At 70.1% G+C, this 15,605-nt stretch carries 14 protein-coding genes and 2 tRNA genes; 8 read left to right on the plus strand and 8 right to left on the minus strand.

Annotation, left to right across the window (positions count from 1 at the left end):
• Positions 1 to 74: 74 nt before the first annotated feature.
• Together IF655_RS16135 and IF655_RS16140 are read right to left on the minus strand one after the other, a co-directional pair.
• The gene (locus tag IF655_RS16135; RefSeq protein WP_199585499.1) at positions 75 to 824 is read right to left on the minus strand and encodes an anti-sigma factor domain-containing protein; all 750 of its coding nucleotides are present in this window, start codon (positions 822 to 824) and stop codon (positions 75 to 77) included.
• On the minus strand, positions 821 to 1,405 hold the full coding sequence (locus tag IF655_RS16140; protein WP_199585500.1) for a sigma-70 family RNA polymerase sigma factor: 585 nt from the start codon (positions 1,403 to 1,405) through the stop codon (positions 821 to 823). The genes IF655_RS16135 and IF655_RS16140 overlap by 4 nt, the downstream gene beginning before the upstream one ends.
• Positions 1,406 to 1,551: 146 nt before the next feature.
• Between IF655_RS16140 and IF655_RS16145 the strand changes: the two genes are divergently transcribed.
• Positions 1,552 to 3,027: an FG-GAP-like repeat-containing protein gene (locus tag IF655_RS16145; protein ID WP_199585501.1), complete on the plus strand. Its 1,476-nt coding sequence runs from the start codon at positions 1,552 to 1,554 to the stop codon at positions 3,025 to 3,027.
• Between the two features lie 7 nt (positions 3,028 to 3,034).
• On the opposite strand, the gene IF655_RS16150 is transcribed toward IF655_RS16145, so the two are convergent.
• Positions 3,035 to 3,652 carry a hypothetical protein gene (locus tag IF655_RS16150; protein WP_199585502.1) on the minus strand — a complete coding sequence of 206 codons (618 nt, stop codon included), beginning with the start codon at positions 3,650 to 3,652 and terminating at the stop codon, positions 3,035 to 3,037.
• A 229-nt stretch (positions 3,653 to 3,881) separates the two neighbouring features.
• Between IF655_RS16150 and IF655_RS16155 the strand changes: the two genes are divergently transcribed.
• Positions 3,882 to 4,502 (plus strand): hypothetical protein, encoded by a 621-nt coding sequence (locus IF655_RS16155; protein ID WP_199585503.1) that lies wholly within the window; start codon positions 3,882 to 3,884, stop codon positions 4,500 to 4,502.
• A gap of 61 nt (positions 4,503 to 4,563) precedes the next feature.
• Here IF655_RS16155 and IF655_RS16160 read toward each other — a convergent pair.
• A tRNA-OTHER gene (locus IF655_RS16160) sits at positions 4,564 to 4,639 on the minus strand.
• A 714-nt stretch (positions 4,640 to 5,353) separates the two neighbouring features.
• On the opposite strand from IF655_RS16160, the gene IF655_RS16165 reads away from it, so the two are divergent.
• Both IF655_RS16165 and IF655_RS16170 read left to right on the plus strand, forming a co-directional pair.
• The gene (locus IF655_RS16165; protein ID WP_242488762.1) at positions 5,354 to 6,541 is read left to right on the plus strand and encodes a type IV toxin-antitoxin system AbiEi family antitoxin domain-containing protein; all 1,188 of its coding nucleotides are present in this window, start codon (positions 5,354 to 5,356) and stop codon (positions 6,539 to 6,541) included.
• 59 nt (positions 6,542 to 6,600) lie between these two features.
• Positions 6,601 to 7,512, plus strand: coding sequence for a nucleotidyl transferase AbiEii/AbiGii toxin family protein (locus IF655_RS16170; RefSeq protein ID WP_307814941.1), 912 nt, complete (start codon positions 6,601 to 6,603; stop codon positions 7,510 to 7,512).
• Between the two features lie 786 nt (positions 7,513 to 8,298).
• Here IF655_RS16170 and IF655_RS16175 read toward each other — a convergent pair.
• Positions 8,299 to 8,371 (minus strand) — tRNA-Arg (locus IF655_RS16175).
• A 203-nt stretch (positions 8,372 to 8,574) separates the two neighbouring features.
• On the opposite strand from IF655_RS16175, the gene IF655_RS16180 reads away from it, so the two are divergent.
• Positions 8,575 to 9,336 carry an SDR family NAD(P)-dependent oxidoreductase gene (locus IF655_RS16180; protein ID WP_199585504.1) on the plus strand — a complete coding sequence of 254 codons (762 nt, stop codon included), beginning with the start codon at positions 8,575 to 8,577 and terminating at the stop codon, positions 9,334 to 9,336.
• Positions 9,337 to 9,375: 39 nt separating this feature from the next.
• Here the strand turns inward: IF655_RS16180 and IF655_RS16185 are convergent, their stop codons facing one another.
• Positions 9,376 to 10,713 carry a M6 family metalloprotease domain-containing protein gene (locus tag IF655_RS16185; RefSeq protein WP_199585505.1) on the minus strand — a complete coding sequence of 446 codons (1,338 nt, stop codon included), beginning with the start codon at positions 10,711 to 10,713 and terminating at the stop codon, positions 9,376 to 9,378.
• A gap of 377 nt (positions 10,714 to 11,090) precedes the next feature.
• Here IF655_RS16185 and IF655_RS16190 point away from each other — a divergent pair, with 377 nt between their 5' ends.
• On the plus strand, positions 11,091 to 11,732 hold the full coding sequence (locus IF655_RS16190; protein ID WP_199585506.1) for a TetR/AcrR family transcriptional regulator: 642 nt from the start codon (positions 11,091 to 11,093) through the stop codon (positions 11,730 to 11,732).
• Between the two features lie 229 nt (positions 11,733 to 11,961).
• A complete protein-coding gene (locus IF655_RS16195) occupies positions 11,962 to 13,503 on the plus strand; it encodes an MFS transporter (RefSeq protein WP_199585507.1) in 1,542 nt (513 codons plus the stop codon).
• A 35-nt stretch (positions 13,504 to 13,538) separates the two neighbouring features.
• Here the strand turns inward: IF655_RS16195 and IF655_RS16200 are convergent, their stop codons facing one another.
• Positions 13,539 to 14,048, minus strand: coding sequence for a MarR family winged helix-turn-helix transcriptional regulator (locus tag IF655_RS16200; RefSeq protein WP_199585508.1), 510 nt, complete (start codon positions 14,046 to 14,048; stop codon positions 13,539 to 13,541).
• 119 nt (positions 14,049 to 14,167) lie between these two features.
• Here IF655_RS16200 and IF655_RS16205 point away from each other — a divergent pair, with 119 nt between their 5' ends.
• Positions 14,168 to 14,965: a dioxygenase gene (locus IF655_RS16205; protein ID WP_199585509.1), complete on the plus strand. Its 798-nt coding sequence runs from the start codon at positions 14,168 to 14,170 to the stop codon at positions 14,963 to 14,965.
• Positions 14,966 to 15,005: 40 nt separating this feature from the next.
• Here the strand turns inward: IF655_RS16205 and IF655_RS16210 are convergent, their stop codons facing one another.
• Positions 15,006 to 15,533 carry a GNAT family N-acetyltransferase gene (locus IF655_RS16210; RefSeq protein ID WP_199585510.1) on the minus strand — a complete coding sequence of 176 codons (528 nt, stop codon included), beginning with the start codon at positions 15,531 to 15,533 and terminating at the stop codon, positions 15,006 to 15,008.
• Positions 15,534 to 15,605 lie beyond the last annotated feature (72 nt).

Below are 15,605 nucleotides of genomic sequence, written 5' to 3' on the forward strand. Positions count from 1 at the left end.
GCGGGAACGCGCCGTACGGTCTCCTTCGCGGAGGGACCGTACGGCGCGTTCGGCGTCCTGCCACCGCTCCTTGCTCAGGACGGCATGGTCAGCAGACCGACGGGCGCGCTGGTCGGCCGGGGCGAACCACCGGCGGGCTCGACGGTGATGCCGACGGCGGAGGCGCCGTCCACCCGCCCCCGCATCAGCACGGTCTGCGCAGTGCGGTCGGCGTTCATCAGCCCCGCCGGGCGCATGCTGCCGCCGTCGGCGAACCAGAGCTGATACACCTTGCCCTCCGGCGGCGCGGGCATCTTCGAGGCCACGAACACGGCCCGGTCCCGGTCGGCGGACACCACCAGGGTGCCGGTGCCGCCCGCGACCCGCGCCGACCGCGTCCGCGCGTCCGGCGCGCTCAGCACCCCGGCCACCTCGTCCGCCTGCCGCTCGGCGAGCGCCGCCTGCCGCTGGGCGTCCTGGGCGCGCTCGTACTGCCACACCGCCGTACCGCCGAAGCCCACCGCGGCGGCGAGGCAGGCGGCCAGCGCCCACCGCGCGGGTCCGCGCCCGCGCGGCAGCCGGCGCCGGACCTCGTCCAGCGGCGCGGCGGCCGGGGGCACCTGGCGCACGGTGGTGACCCGCTGCAGCACCTCGCGGCGCATCCCGTCGCGTACGGGCACGGCGGACGCCGAGGCGAGCCGGGCGGCCGTGGCGGTGAACTCCGCCACCTCCTGGGCGCAGGACGCGCATCCCGACACATGGCGTTCGAAGGCGGCGCGCTCCTCGTCGGGCAGCGCGTGCAGGGCGTAGGCACCCGTCAGCAGGTGCGGATCGGCGGTGGTCACGCGGTCACCCCCAGGCAGTCGCGCAGCCGGACGAGTCCGTCGCGCAGGCGGGTCTTCACCGTGCCGAGCGGCAGCGCGAGCGACTCGGCGACCTGGCGGTAGGTCAGTCCCCGGTAGTACGCCAGGGTCACCGCCTGCCGCTGCAGATCGGTCAACGTCTTGAGACAGCGCCGCACTTGCTCCTGCTCAAGACGGGTCTCGACCTGCTCGGTCACCTGGTCGTACGCCGGTGTCCGGTCCAGCAGGGCTGCCCTGGTGTCGCGGGCGGCGGCTGCCTCCACCGACCGGACCCGGTCCACCGCGCGGCGGTGCGCCAGGGTGAGGATCCAGTTGACGGCGGTCCCGCGCTCGGGGCGGTAGCGGGGCGCCGTGCGCCACACCTCCACCAGCACCTCCTGCGCGACCTCCTCCGACTGCGCCTGGTCCCGCAGCACGGCACGGACGACACCCAGCACGGAACCGGACACCGCGTCGTACAGCGCCGCGAACGCCTCCTGGTCCCCGAGGGCCACCTCGTGCACCAGGCGCTGGAGATCAGGTTTGGACGACGGACTTGGGCCGATGTGGACGGCTTCCTTCACTGCGGAACTCCCCGGGCGCGACGAACCAGAACATCTCCGCGTAATCCGAGGCCGCGGGGGCGGCGGATTGGTCCCGCGCGCAACCAAAAGCACCACCTGCCGGTCTGCTGTGCGTCCCGTCCCGTCAGCCCAGGAGAAGACACGCGATGCACTCCCGTACCCGCCTCACCCTGGCGACCGCCGCCGCGGCCGCCCTCACCGGCGGACTCCTGGCGTCCGGTGCGGTTCCGGCTTCCGCGGCTGGTTCCGGTGCCGCTGCCGTTTTCGGTGCCGGTCCCGGTGCCGGTGCCAGCACCGCTGCCGGTTCCGGTGCGGCCAGGGCGTACGACTTCAACGGCGACGGCTACCGCGACCTGGTGATCGGCGTCCCGCGCGGCACGGTGAACGGCGCCAGGTCGGCGGGCTACCTGGTCGTGATCCCCGGCTCCGGGACCGGGCTGAAGACGTCCGCCCGGCGCGTCATCAGCCAGGCGAGCCCCTCGGTCCCCGGCACCCCGGAGGCGAACGACTACTTCGGCGCGAAGCGCGGCAGCGCCGACCTCAAGCGGGACGGCTACGCCGACCTCGTCGTCTCCGCCTCGGGCGAAGCCGGTGCCGACGGCGTCCAGAACGGCCGGACCACCATCCTGTGGGGCAGCGCCTCGGGACTCGCCGGGGGCACGTTCCTGCCCGCCCCCGCCCCGAACGTCAACTCCCTCGGCAGCGCCGGGCTGTTCCCCGCCGACGTCGACGGCGACGGCGCCACCGACCTGGTCAGCCTCAACGTCGCCCCCGACCCCAAGTTCCACAGCGTCAGCGTCACTTCGGGTCCCTTCACACCGGGCACCACCCCGCCCGCCGCCCACGAGGTCTACCGCGACCAGCTCCAGGAACCCCACGGCACGGTCGCCGACGTCGACGGCGACGACCGCGCCGACCTGTTCCTGAACCAGGTCGGCTACCAGCACGGCACCCCCTTGGGGCTGACCCCCGAGCCCTCCTGGACCTTCCCCTCGGCGAACGCCGCGGTCTTCACCAGCGGCGACTTCGACCACGACGGCTACGCGGACATCGCCTCCGGCTGGTACGGCGGCTCCGGGCTCTCCGACGGCGGCTCCGTCCACGTGGTCTACGGCGGCCCGGACGGTCCCGCCCGCTCCGCCGACCTCAGCCAGGCGACCCCCGGGGTGCCCGGCGCCGACGAGGTGAACGACTACTTCGGCGCGGCGCTCTCCACCGGGGACGTCAACGGCGACGGCTACGACGACCTCGCGGTGGGCGCCCCCTTCGAAGCGATCGGCTCCGCGGGGAACGCGGGCTCCGTCACCCTCCTGTACGGCTCCGCGAAGGGTCTCACCGGCAAGGGCGCGGCGGTCTTCCACCAGGGCACACCCGGTGTCCCCGGCGGCAACGAGATCAACGACGTCTTCGGCCGCGCCGTCTCCCTGCGGGACCTGAACGGCGACGGCCGAGCCGACCTCACCGTCTCCGCCCCCGGCGAGGACCACGACACCGGCCGCGTCTGGACCTTCCCCACCACCGCCTCCGGCATCACCGCCGCGGGCGCCTTCACCTTCGACGTGAAGTCCCTGAAACTGCCGGACCCGACGGGGGGTCTGTTCGGCGCGAGCCTGAACGACTGACGCCGCGTCAGCGGGGGAGGTGCGGGGCGACGGGCGCGGAGTTCGCGAGAACGAGCTGGAGCAGAGCGGCGTCGTGGGGACGCAGCCAGTACGACGCCTCACCGAGGTCCACGGCCGCGGTGTACCCCATACGGGCCTGGACGCCGTTCTGCTGCTCCCGCTCCGGACGTACGACCACCGCGCTCCGAAGCTGGACCGGCTGGTCGACAGCACCCTTCCCCCGCTTGCGCCAGGCCACCCGGACCGCGCCGTCCGCCGACTGGTCGAGCAGCAGATACCCGAGCGTCTGACTCCCGTCGCGCATCCCGTACGCGAGCATGCTGAGCCGCACCCCGCGCCGCAGCCGCTCGGCATCCGCCCGCACGGTGCGGGAGGGCCCCCTCCCCAGCCTGATCGCCAGCTTCGCCCCCCACCCCCGGTACAGCGCACAGGTCGCCTGCGCCCCTCGCGGAGCCGGGAAGAAGGACGGCGGAAACAGGGCCTGGACCAGCGGGACGAGCACGAAGAAGGCGAACACCATCCCCAGCAGCCCGAGCATCATCCCGCCCTCCGCCAGACCACCGAAGAACAGACCGAGGGTTATGGCCATCACGACCACGAACTGCATGAGAAGACGGACGTTCACGTTTCTACCGGCACGCTTTCTGTTCCCGACGGGCGACGCGGCAGGCTATCCGCCCCCAGCGCGAGTTGACCATGGAATCCCGGGCCCGGGACCGTGATCAATACGCACCCTTTACCTGAGACCCCCGTGACCTGACCGGTCCTCAAAAAATCTTGGTTGAGCGTACAACCACACAACTCCTCCACGAGTCATACATGCGCACTCCACACTCGTAACCCTCGGGGGACCCATGGACCAGCAGTACCCGCAGCAGCCTCAGCCGCCTCAGCAGCCCAACTGGAACGGCCCGCAGCAGCCCGGCCAGCCGCCGACCGGATGGGCCGGTCCCGGCCCGCAGCAGCAGTGGGGCGTCCCGCCGCAGCCGCCGAAGAAGTCGAGCGCGGGGAAGATCGTCGGCTTCGGCTGTCTCGGCGTGGTGGGTCTGGTGGTCATCCTCGGCATCGCCGGAGCGGCGATGAGCGGCGGCGACTCAAGCGACAGCGGCGGCAAGGACAAGACGATCGCCGCGCCGAAGGCGGAAGCACCCAAGAAGGCCGAGAAGCCGGCCGAAAAGCCCGCCGAGCAGACCAAGTCACAGGCCGACCAGTTCAAGGCGTGCGTCGCCAAGACCGGCACCCCCACCGAGAAGGCCGCAGTCAAGCACGTCACCAAGGTGACCGGCACCGACAAGCGCAACGACCTCCTCGACAGCGCCGAGGTCTACACCGACTTCACCGGCGGCTTCATGAGCGCCAACGCAGGCGACGCCAAACTCATCGCCAGCGCCTTCACCTCCTGCTACAAGTCCGACAACGGCCTCGTCACGGTCTACGGCTCGGACGGCGACATGATCTCGAACGCCAACTACTGACCCACGCGGACCGCTGGAACACCGAAAAGCCCCCGTCCAGATGGAACGGGGGCCTTTCGTCTGGTGCCCCCGGCAGGATTCGAACCTGCGACACCCGCTTTAGGCGTTTCCCTGGGCGGGGCTGTGACCTGCAGGACTGTCGAGCGTAGAGTAGTTGAGCTGCGAAAACGCCCTCTGTTGTTCTCGGGTGTTCACGGGCTTCCCGGCCTCATGTGTGCTGAATGCCCATGGTGGTGGTGTGCGGGTTCGACCGGAGGTTTGCTCCAGTGTTGGGAAGCGGCCACCGGCCGTCGGCGGCATGCGCGCGGCTGCTTTTGGAGGGCCATTCAACCCTGCGGTGGGCGGGCCTCGGACGGGCCCGTAGGACCGCTCACCGCTTCCATGGGAGCCGTCACCGGCCGCGCCGGTCCAGCCAACCGGGCAGAGGACCCGGCACGCCCCGCACGATCAACCAACCGACCACTGCCGTCCCGCAGTCGGGCCATCACGCGGCGCATGTACCGCACTCCTGTCGTCCTCCCGTCACTCTGCTGGCCGACACGCCAGTGCCACCACTGCGGGGCCCCGGTCCAGTGGCGACCCGCCGCCGCTTCCGTACGGGTAGCCAATTGCAGCAGGTACCTGTCCGCCGGGCGTCAGCGGCACTCGACCACCTTTGGGGGACTGGGCATCCAAGCGGCTGCCCGCACACGTCCGCGTGTGCTTTAGGGCGGCTTGGCTGTGGCTCAGTGGCCCACACCTGACCCGTGACGCGCATATTGCAGAGAAAGTTTCACTCTCGTGAGCTCTTCTGCAGATTTTTTTACCTCTAGAGAGTAACTAACTCTGCGAGAGTGTGGAACTATCTCTGTATGGACCGTGCGGAGCAGATGGCTGCTCTCTCCGGAGCCGCCGCAGATCAATGGGGCCTGGTGACGGCCGCGCAAGCCAAGGGGCTGGGCGTTAACGGCGTGCAGTTGTCGCGGCTGACGGAGGCCGGCCTTCTGTCGAGCGTGGGCCGCGGCGTCTACCTGCTGACCGCAGTGGGCGTACCGTCCCACCTGGATATGAAGGTCGCCTGGCTACGCTTGCAGCCCAAGCAGTTCCTCTGGGAGCGGCCCGTCGGCGACCCGGACTCCGGTGTCGTCTCGCACGCCTCCGCCTGCCAACTGCTGGACCTCGGAGACATCCCCGCCCCAGAGGTAGAGATCAGTGTCCCGCGTCGGCGGACTACGACCGAACCGTTCGTGCGCCTGCGTACCGCGCAGGTCGGGACAACAGAGATCACCACAGTTGACGGCCTGCCCGTCACCACGGCCGTGCGTACCATCACCGACCTGCTGCATGCCGGGGTCGACGGCGGACACATCGGCGGAGTCATCGCGGACGCCGAGCGCCGCGGCCTGATCACTGTGGACGACCTGTCAGAACGGGCTCAACCATTCTCTCGGAAGTACGGTTTGAAAGTTGACGCCTCCGGATACGACCTGATCGACCACCTCGTCGCACAGGCTGGTGAGAGTCTGCGCCGTCAGGAAGTCGACCGGGCAAGCCGGGAAGGGTTCGATCAAGCCGTCCAGCTCCTGGCTGAACGCCCCGAACTCATCGAGCTCATGAGGGCGACGCGGGCAGCAGCACGCCAACAACACAACCTGTCGCCCACGGTGCCTGCGCTCAACCCTGCGCTTATGGAGTTGATCAGGAAGCTGTCGCAGCCGAACCCTGCGTCGATGGAGTCGATTCGGAAGTTGACACGGCCGGACCCGGCGATCCGCGCCGCGATGCGGAAGACGATGCCGAATCCTGCGCTCATGGAGTCGATTCGCAAGATGATGCCGGACCCGGGCACGGTGCGTGCCATTCAGCAGGCCGCCGCCCTCCCACTCGGCATTCTCAAGGCTCCTGAGCGTGCAACCGCCCCTAAGCCGACACCCGAACGCACAAGCCCGTTGTCCGGCCCATCGGAGACAGAAAGCACCGCCACCTCCGGCGGAGGCTCTCAAGAACCGGATGGCACCAGCAGCCAAGGACCGGAGGGACCTGACATCCAGACGAACTGAAGTCGATCAACTGGGCGTAGAGTCTGCGGATCCAAGCCAGCACGCCAGGGGGGCGATCCGTGGGCAAGACCTACCAGACTCCGACGGCCTTCAGAACCGCTCTGAACCAGTCCGCCAAGAAGATGTCCAAGCAGACGGGCATGAACGTCTCCGATCTCATGCGGATCTTCTACTTCAACCGCCTCGCTGCTCGGGTCTTCACCCTGGACCCCGACGGTTGGCTCATCAAAGGCGGGCAGGCTCTCCTCGTCCGCTACCGGGGCGCAGCCCGCCTCAGCGGCGACATCGATCTACAGGCTGCCCAGCCCGGACTGGCCCCGGACGAGGCACGAAAGCGCGTCCTGGAAGCCGCCGCCCACGACCTGAGAGACTTCCTCCGCTTCGCCCCCGGCAAATACACGTCGGCGGCCGACCCCACCCGCGGCGGCTCCCAGCACTTCGAGGTCTTCCTCGGGCCCACCCGCGTCGACAGCGTCAAAGTAGACATCACGGTCCGCCGATCCATCGCTGGCACTCCCGAAACCCGCCTCCTCGCCTCCGCCGTGGACCTGCCCTGGCCCATCGACTGGCCCACCGTGCGCCTCTACCCCCTCATCGACCACATCGCTGACAAGATCTGCGCCCTGTACGAACGACACGGCGACGGAAGTTCCAGCCGCTACCGCGACTTGGCCGACCTCCTGCTGATCAGCCAGCAGGAGACGGTTGACGGCCCTACGGCCTACCAGGCCGTACAGCAAGAAGCCGAACTCCGGCGTCAACGAGGCATTGACCTCGTACTGCCCCAGAACTTCAAGGCTCCCGGAACGGCCTGGCAGGACCACTATCCGACTGCTGCGGCACTGGTCATTGGGCTCCAGGGATGCCGCACCTTCCCGGAAGCAACTCAAGCCGCCGAGATCTTCCTCAACCCACTGCTCGACGGCAGCGTGCAGGGCAACTGGGATCCTTCGAAGGGCGCCTGGCAGTAGCGCCCTACGCTGTCCCAAGTATTTGGGGCTTCTTGTACCCCGGCCAGCTCGACGCGCTAACACGCCTTGATCCGGGCCACCGCCCGCGCCATGGTGCTCGTTCCCGCGTCCGGTGAGCACTCGGCCCGTACGCTTGCGATGGGGCTCGCAGGTCGATGTGCACCCTCATCGGCGCCCTTGCCGTGAGGAACCATCGCATTGGCGAACTCTCGGAGCTGGTCCGGCTGCCCTTGCTGGCCCACATCCGGTGCCTGATTGAAGCGTGCTGGACCTAGACGACGCATCCCTTCGACCGTACGCTGACCCGCTGGGTTGGCTTCCGCAGCCGACTACCGCGCCCGGCAGGAACGCCGCGAACGCGATTGGGAAAGCTCCCCCTCCGTGATTCGCACGTGTTCACGGGGTCTCCCGGCCTCACATGCCGATGAGTACTGTTCGGTGAAGGCCCGGATCGCTCGGGGGAATGCGCAGCGAGCGGTCTGAGCGAGGTGCGTGCGTCTTCGCTGAGACCTTCTCGACTCGAGCGGAGTAGCTTCGCCCAGCTCTGCAAGATCGCCGCCTAGGATCAGATGCCCGTGATAGCCCTGGTATTCGAGCTTGAGAGCGGCCCGCGTCAGCGACTCAAGCCGCTCAACTAGCTTCTCGTGCGGATGCCTGGCCTGTTCGGCCTTCGCGCACACATCGCACGGCCCCCCCCGCCTCTGGCCACAGCCGCATCTGCGCTGCGAGTACGAAGGGCCCTTCCGTCCGATGGACGGAAGGGCCCCCTGACCAGGTGCTTCCCTGTGCCCCCGGCAGGATTCGAACCTGCGACACCCGCTTTAGGAGAGCGGTGCTCTATCCCCTGAGCTACGAAGGCGGGGCCTTGGGGAGCGGTGGGCTCCGGCAAGGGTGTGGGCGGCCACGTTGTGGCTGCCCATGACAGCGTAGCGGATCGAGGGGTGGGGGGTGGGGGGAGATCAGGGCGGGATCGGCCGGGTGGATTAACTCGGCCCCCACGCGCGTTGGTTGATCTCGCGCGTCGTTGATCAACGGTCGCCGGGCATCGAGCGGGGAGTGGACATGGGCAGGCGGTTCGAGGGCAAGGTCGTCGTCGTCACCGGAGGTGGGGCGGGGATCGGGCGGGCCAGTGCCAGGGGGTTCGCGGGGGAGGGGGCCAGGGTGGTCGTCGCCGGGCCACGGGGGGAGTCGATCGAGGAGACCGTGGGGATCATCGAGGGCGAGGGCGGGGTCGCCAGTGCCGTGGTCGCCGATGTGACCCGCGCCGAGGACATGGCGCGGCTCGTGCGGACCACCGTGGAGCGGTACGGCGCGCTGCACATCGCCCACAACAACGCCGGGATCTTCGGCAAGCCCACTCCCGTGGGGGATCTCGCCCCCGCCGACTGGCAGCACGTGCTCGACGTCAACCTCACCGGGGTGCTGCTCGCGATGCGTGAAGAGGTCGGTCATATGCGGGCACATGGCGGTGGCGTCATCGTCAACACCGCCTCCAACATCGGCTATCACGGGCGCCGTCCCGGCATGGCCGCCTACGCCGCCTCCAAGGCGGCGGTCAGCGCGCTCACCAAGGTCGCCGCCCTCGACCACATCGGGGACGGCATCCGGATCAACGCCGTCAGTCCCGGCGCCACCGACACCACCATGTCGCTGCGGCCGGGGGAGAGCGACGCCGACCGGGCCGCGCGGCTCGCCACCGCCGTACCCGCCGGGCGGGTCGCCTCCACGCGGGAGATCGTCAACGCCGTGCTCTGGCTCGCGTCGGAGGAGTCGAGCTTCGTCGTCGGGCACGACCTCGTCGTCGACGGCGGCGTCACCGCCTAGCCGGAGCCAGAAACAGAGTCGGGAGAACCACAAACCCCCTCATCGCCGCCCCAGCGTCTCCGGTACCGCCCCCGCCGCCCCCGTCCCCTCCGGCACCCCCTTCGTCCGCGTCACCCGCACCCGGTACTTCCCGGACCCGTCCGCGCTGGTGACCTGCACGGTGATCCCGTGTTTGCGGTCCCTGAAGGTCTCGCCGGGGGTGTAGGCGGCGTCGGAGAGTTCCGCCTGGACGTTGGGGCTGCGGGTGCAGCCGCCGCTGTCGGGGTGGGCGTCGGCGACGGTCACCGGTCCCCGGCCGGTGTCGACGTCGGCGTCCACCTTGTAGACGAGGACGCCGGGGCGGCACACGTCCTCGTCGTTGCCCCCCTCGGTGCGCAGCTCTAGGGCGTACGCGGTGCTGCCGCCGACGGGGACCAGGATCAGCTTGCCGCCGCCCTTCTCGTGCAGCGGGGTCAGCGTGTACTCCGTGCTGCCCTTGGCCGTCGCGCAGGCGACCTGGGAGGTGTCGAGCCAGCCGAGCTTCCACTTGTGCCAGCCGAGCAGGTCGTTGTTGGCGCCCCAGTCCTCGCTCATGATGTCCCAGTGGCCCACCGAGCTGCCGCCGTCCTGGGTGTAGAGGTCGGGCAGTCCGAAGGTGTGGCCGTTCTCGTGCGGGAGCACCCGGTAGCCGGTCTTGTCGTAGGTGCCGGAGCCGTCGTCCTGGCGGGAGTAGACGAAGGACGCGTTGGCGACGGGCGTGCCGTCGGCGACCGGGGCGTCCCCGTTGCCCGCGAAGGTCACGGAGAGCACGGTGTCCAGGGCGGAAGGTCCGGCGTTCGGGGTGACCAGGACGTTCAGCAGGTCGTACGAGCGGAAGTCCACCTCGGGATCGGCGGCGGCCACGATGTCGTGGACCAGGTCGCGGTAGCCGGGGTCGAAGGGGGCGCCGCGTTCTATGCCGTAGTCCTTGAACGGTTTCGGCATCCGCAGCCAGTGGGTGATCGGGGTCTCGGGACGGTAGTCGAGGCGGCCGTACGACGCTCTGCGGAACCACTCCTGGGTCTGCGGGAAGAACTCGTGGAAGCGGTCGAGCGCGCTGCCCCGGCCCTTGGCGTCGGGGAAGTCGATCATCAAGGTCAGTGCGTGGACGGTGCCGGTGGAGCGGGAGTAGCCGCCGGTGGTGGGCACGCCCTCCGTCATCTGGACGTCGGTGCCGCCGTGGATCATGCAGGGCGCCAGGGCGGCGCTGGTGCGGGTGAGACCCGTGGGACCCGCGGAGTGGTGCGCCGTGAGCGGTCCGGACCCGGCCGAGGTGCTGACCGCGAAGGTCAGGACGGTCACGGAGGCCAGGGCGGCCACACGGCGCGAGCGTATGCGGCGGGGCGACTGCGGCTGCATACATGGACCTCTCGCTCCACGGCAGCCACCCGTCTCCGGCTGCACCCATGCGCTCACCCTGTGTCGGCGGTGTCGCGGTCGCGCGCTGGGAGAGACCGATCGTGGGATTTCCGTACGAGCGGGTGTGAATCACATAGGCTGGGGGTGAATCGCGGCAAGTGGGGCAGAGGCGGGAAGGCGGCGTGACCCAGGTCACATGCGAAATTCCCGCGACGGGAAATAACCGGGGAACCCCTCCCCGTTTAGACCTGTGTCCGCGCGAAACGGGGAAGCGCTCCCCGGAACGCCGGACCGGCAAGCCTTCCGTCCACCCGAAGCCTTCCGCCCATCCGAAGCCTTCCGTCCCACCGCCCGACTCGTTTGAAGTGGAGTTCGCCGTGCAGACCGCAGCCCCCGCCCGCAAGGCGTCCCGGCCCCGCGCCGACGCGCTGCGCAACAGGGAGCGGATCGTCACCGCCGCCCGCGAGATGTTCGTCGAACACGGCCTGCACGTGCCGCTCGACGAGATCGCCCGCCGGGCCGGCGTCGGCAACGCCACGCTGTACCGCAACTTCCCGGACCGCGACGCCCTGGCCCGCGAGGTCGTCTGCTCCGTGATGGACCGCACGGCCCGCGCGGCCGAGCAGGCTCTCGCGGAGACCGGCGACGCCTTCGCCGCGCTGGAGCGCTTCGTGCACGCCGCCGCCGAGGAACGGATCAGCGCGCTGTGTCCGATGATCTCCAGCGACTTCGACCACGACCACCCCGATCTGGAAGCCGCGCGCCGACGGATCGAGGGGCTGGTCGCGGAGATCATGGACCGCGCGAAGTCCGCCGGGCAGTTGCGGACCGATGTCGGCGTCGGTGACCTGCTGGTCGCCGCGGCGCAGCTCAGCCGGCCCCCGGCCGGTACGGCCTGCTTCAGCGTCGACCGCTTCGTCCACCGTCATCTCCAGTTGTTCCTGGACGGTCTGCGGGCTCCGGCCCGTTCCGCCCTGCCGGGTACGGCCGTGACCATGGAGGACCTGCGCCGGCCCTGACCGAACCGATCTGACCGCCTGACCGACCGGTCCGGCCGGGCCCGCGCCCCGGCTCCGAACCGCACGCTTCCGGCCGCCCCGAGGGCGCGCCGCCGATACCGCACGCCTCGCGTCCGTACAGCGCCGTACGAATCGCCCGCGAGGCGGTCTTCATCCTCACGAATCATCAGGAATCGCCACGAGTTTCCGTTGCGATTCCTCCTCACGAAGTACCGGAGTGGGTACCCCCATGTCTCAGACAGCCGACAAGGCTCCCGTCGCCGCGTCCGGCGGTGACAACAACCGCTGGAAGGCGCTCGTCTTCATCGCGCTCGCCCAGTTGATGGTCGTCCTCGACGCCACCATCGTGAACATCGCCCTGCCGTCCGCCCAGCGCGACCTCGGCATCTCCGACGGCAACCGGCAGTGGGTCGTCACCGCCTACGCCCTCGCCTTCGGCGGTCTGCTGCTCTTCGGCGGCCGCATCGCCGACAAGTGGGGCCGCAAGCGTGCCTTCCTGATCGGTCTCATCGGCTTCGCCGCCGCCTCCACGCTCGGCGGCATCGCCACCAGCGGCGTCATGATGTTCGGCGCCCGCGCCCTCCAGGGCGTCTTCGGCGCCCTGCTCGCCCCCGCCGCGCTCTCCCTGCTCGCCGTGATGTTCACGGACGCCAAGGAGCGCGCCAAGGCGTTCGGCATCTACGGCGCGATCGCGGGCGGCGGCGGCGCCGTCGGTCTGATCCTCGGCGGCTTCCTCACCGAGTACCTGGACTGGCGCTGGACCTTCTTCGTCAACGTCCCGTTCGCCGTCGTCGCCGCGCTCGGCGCCTGGTTCGTCATCCGTGAGCCGGAGGGCGGCCGCAACCGCTCCCCGCTGGACATCCCCGGCGTCATCCTCTCGACCCTGGGCCTGGTCGCCCTGGTCTACGGCTTCACCCGCGCCGAGTCCGACGGCTGGGGCGACGGTGTGACCATCGGCATGTTCGTCGGCTCCGCCGTGCTGCTGCTGGCGTTCGTGCTGGTCGAGTCCCGCGTCAAGGCTCCGCTGCTCCCGCTGCGCGTGATCGCCGACCGCAACCGCGGCGGCATCTACCTCTCGCTCGGTCTCGCCATCATCGGCATGTTCGGTCTGTTCCTCTTCCTGACCTACTACCTGCAGATCGTGAAGGGCTACACCCCGGTCAAGACCGGTTTCGCGTTCCTGCCCATGGTCGCGGGCATGATCACCGGCTCGACCCAGATCGGCGCCCGCCTGATGACCCGCGTCCCGGCGCGCTTCCTGATGGGTCCCGGCTTCTTCGTCGCCGGTGTCGGCATGCTGCTGCTGACCCAGCTCGAGGTCGGCACCTCCTACGCCGCGACGCTGCTGCCCGCCATGGTGCTGCTCGGTCTCGGCATGGGTACGGCGTTCATGCCCGCCATGTCGCTGGCGACCATGGGCGTCGAGCCCCGCGACGCCGGTGTCGCCTCCGCGATGGTCAACACCTCCCAGCAGGTGGGCGGCGCGATCGGCACCGCCCTGCTGAACACCATCGCCGCGTCCGCGACCACGTCGTACATCAAGGACCACATCGCCGGCGCCACCTCCAAGCCGCAGGCGCAGTTCGTCCAGCTCCAGGGCATGGTGCACGGCTACAGCACGGCGATCTGGTTCGCGGTCGGCATCCTGGCGCTGGCCTCGCTGATCGCGTTCACCTTCGTCAACGCCGGGCGTCCGGGCTCCGTCAAGGTGGCGTCCGGCGACGGCGAGGGCGCGGCGGACGAGGTGCAGATCCCGGTGGTCGCGCACTGAGCCGCCGCCCCTGACGTGAGGAGAGCCTGCCCGGCTCAGCGCAGCCAGGGCAGGTCGGCACCCGCTTCGCTCGGCTGAAGACCCTCGGCGACGATCTGCATGATCTCGCCGAGGGTCTTCTGCTGTTCAGGGGTCAGCCGGTCGAACAGCGCCTGCCGTACGGCGGTCACATGGCCGGGGGCGGTCCGGCGCAGCACCTCGGCGCCCTCGTCGGTGAGCACCGCGAACTGGCCGCGCTTGTCGGAGGGGCAGTCCTCGCGGCGCACCCAGCCGTTCTTCTCCAGGCGGGCGACGGCGTGCGAGAGCCGGGAGCGGGTGATCTTCGACTTCCGGGCCAGCTCGGTCATCCGCAGCCTGCGGCGCGGTGCCTCGCCGAGGCTGACGATCAGTCCGTAGTACATGTGGGGCATACCGGCGTCGCGCTGGAGCTGCCGGTCGAGATGGTCGTCCAGGAGCGTCGTGGCGTGGAGGTACGAGCGCCAGACGCGCTGTTCCTCGTCGGTGAGCCAGCGGTGCCGGTCGGCGGGGTCCGATGCCGTGTTCATGCGCCCCACTGTACGAGGCGTGTCCTTGAAAGTTGAACAACCGGAGCGTACGCTGTTTCTGTAAAGCTTGAGAGTTAAAGCATTCCTCTCAGGGGGACCGACCACCGGGAGCCGCCGCCATGTCCGCCGCCGTCCAGCAGGAGCCCGCCCGCCCGGACCGCATGCCCGCGCTCTACCTCAGCCACGGTGCCCCGCCGCTCGCCGACGACCCCGTCTGGCCCGGTCAGCTCGCCGCCTGGTCCGCGGAGCTGCCCCGCCCCCGCGCGATCCTCGTCGTCTCCGCCCACTGGGAGGAGGCACCGCTCGCGCTCGGCGCCACCAGCACCGTCCCGCTGGTCTACGACTTCTGGGGCTTCCCCGAGCACTACTACCGCGTCCGCTACGCCGCCCCCGGCGCCCCCGAGCTGGCCGACTCCGTCCGCAAGCTGCTGCGCGCCCCCGGCACGCCCGTCCAGGACATCCCCGACCGGGGTCTGGACCACGGCGCCTACGTCCCGCTGGTCGAGATGTTCCCGGACGCCGACATCCCCGTCCTCCAGGTCTCGCTGCCCACCCTCGACCCGGCCCGCCTGATGGACCTCGGGCGCAGGCTGGCCCCGCTGCGCGACGAAGGGGTGCTGATCGTCGGCTCCGGGTTCTTCACCCACAACCTCGCCGCGCTGCGCCACGCGGGCGTGCCGAGCTGGTCCGCCGAGTTCGACGACTGGGGGCGGCGGGCGCTGGAGGCGCGCGACTGGGACGCGCTCCTCGACTTCCAGGCGACCTCCCCGGCCGGGCGCTACGCCCACCCGCGCACCGAGCACTTCGCACCGCTCTTCGTCACCATGGGCGCGGCCGACGGCGACCTGGACGGTCCGCGCTCGGTGATCGACGGCTTCTGGATGGGGCTGGCCAAGCGGTCACTGCAGTTCGGGTGACCGCGCGGCGGCGTGGGCGGTCTCGGCGGTCCGGGCAGCCTCAGCGACCCGGCAGCTCCTTCTCGTACCAGGCCACGTCCCAGTAGCGCCCGAACTTGCGGCCCACCTCGCCGAAGGTGCCCAGATGCCGGAAGCCGAGGCGGGTGTGCAGCCGCACGGACGCCTCGTTGGGCAGCGCGATCCCGGCGTAGGCGCGGTGCACGTCCTCCTGCGCCAGCGCGGCGAAGAGGGCGGTGTAGAGCAGGGTGCCGACGCCGCGTCCGGTCGCCTCCGGGGCGAGGTACACCGAGGTCTCCACCGAGGTCGCGTACGCCGCCTTCGGGCGGTGCGGGCTGGAGGTGGCGTACCCCAGGATCCGCCGGGAATCCGGGTCCGTGGCAACCATCAGGCGGTGCGGGCCGTCTTCCGGGTGGGAGAGCAGCCAGTGCCGTCGGGCCTCCTGGGTGAATTCCGCCGTGTCGAATGTGACGGCCGTCTCACGTACGTAGTGGTTGTAGAGGTCCGTGAGGGCGCCGAGATCCGCCTCCGTGCCGGGTCTGACCTGCGCCTCCGTACGTCCGGACACCATCGCCCCTCCCTGTGTGGCCCCGCAGGGTACTGCATGATCAGGAAATTCGGGGGGCGCGTGGGGAATTCTGTC

This window comes from Streptomyces sp. DSM 110735, assembly GCF_016482685.1.
Taxonomy (GTDB): Bacteria; Actinomycetota; Actinomycetes; order Streptomycetales; family Streptomycetaceae; genus Streptomyces.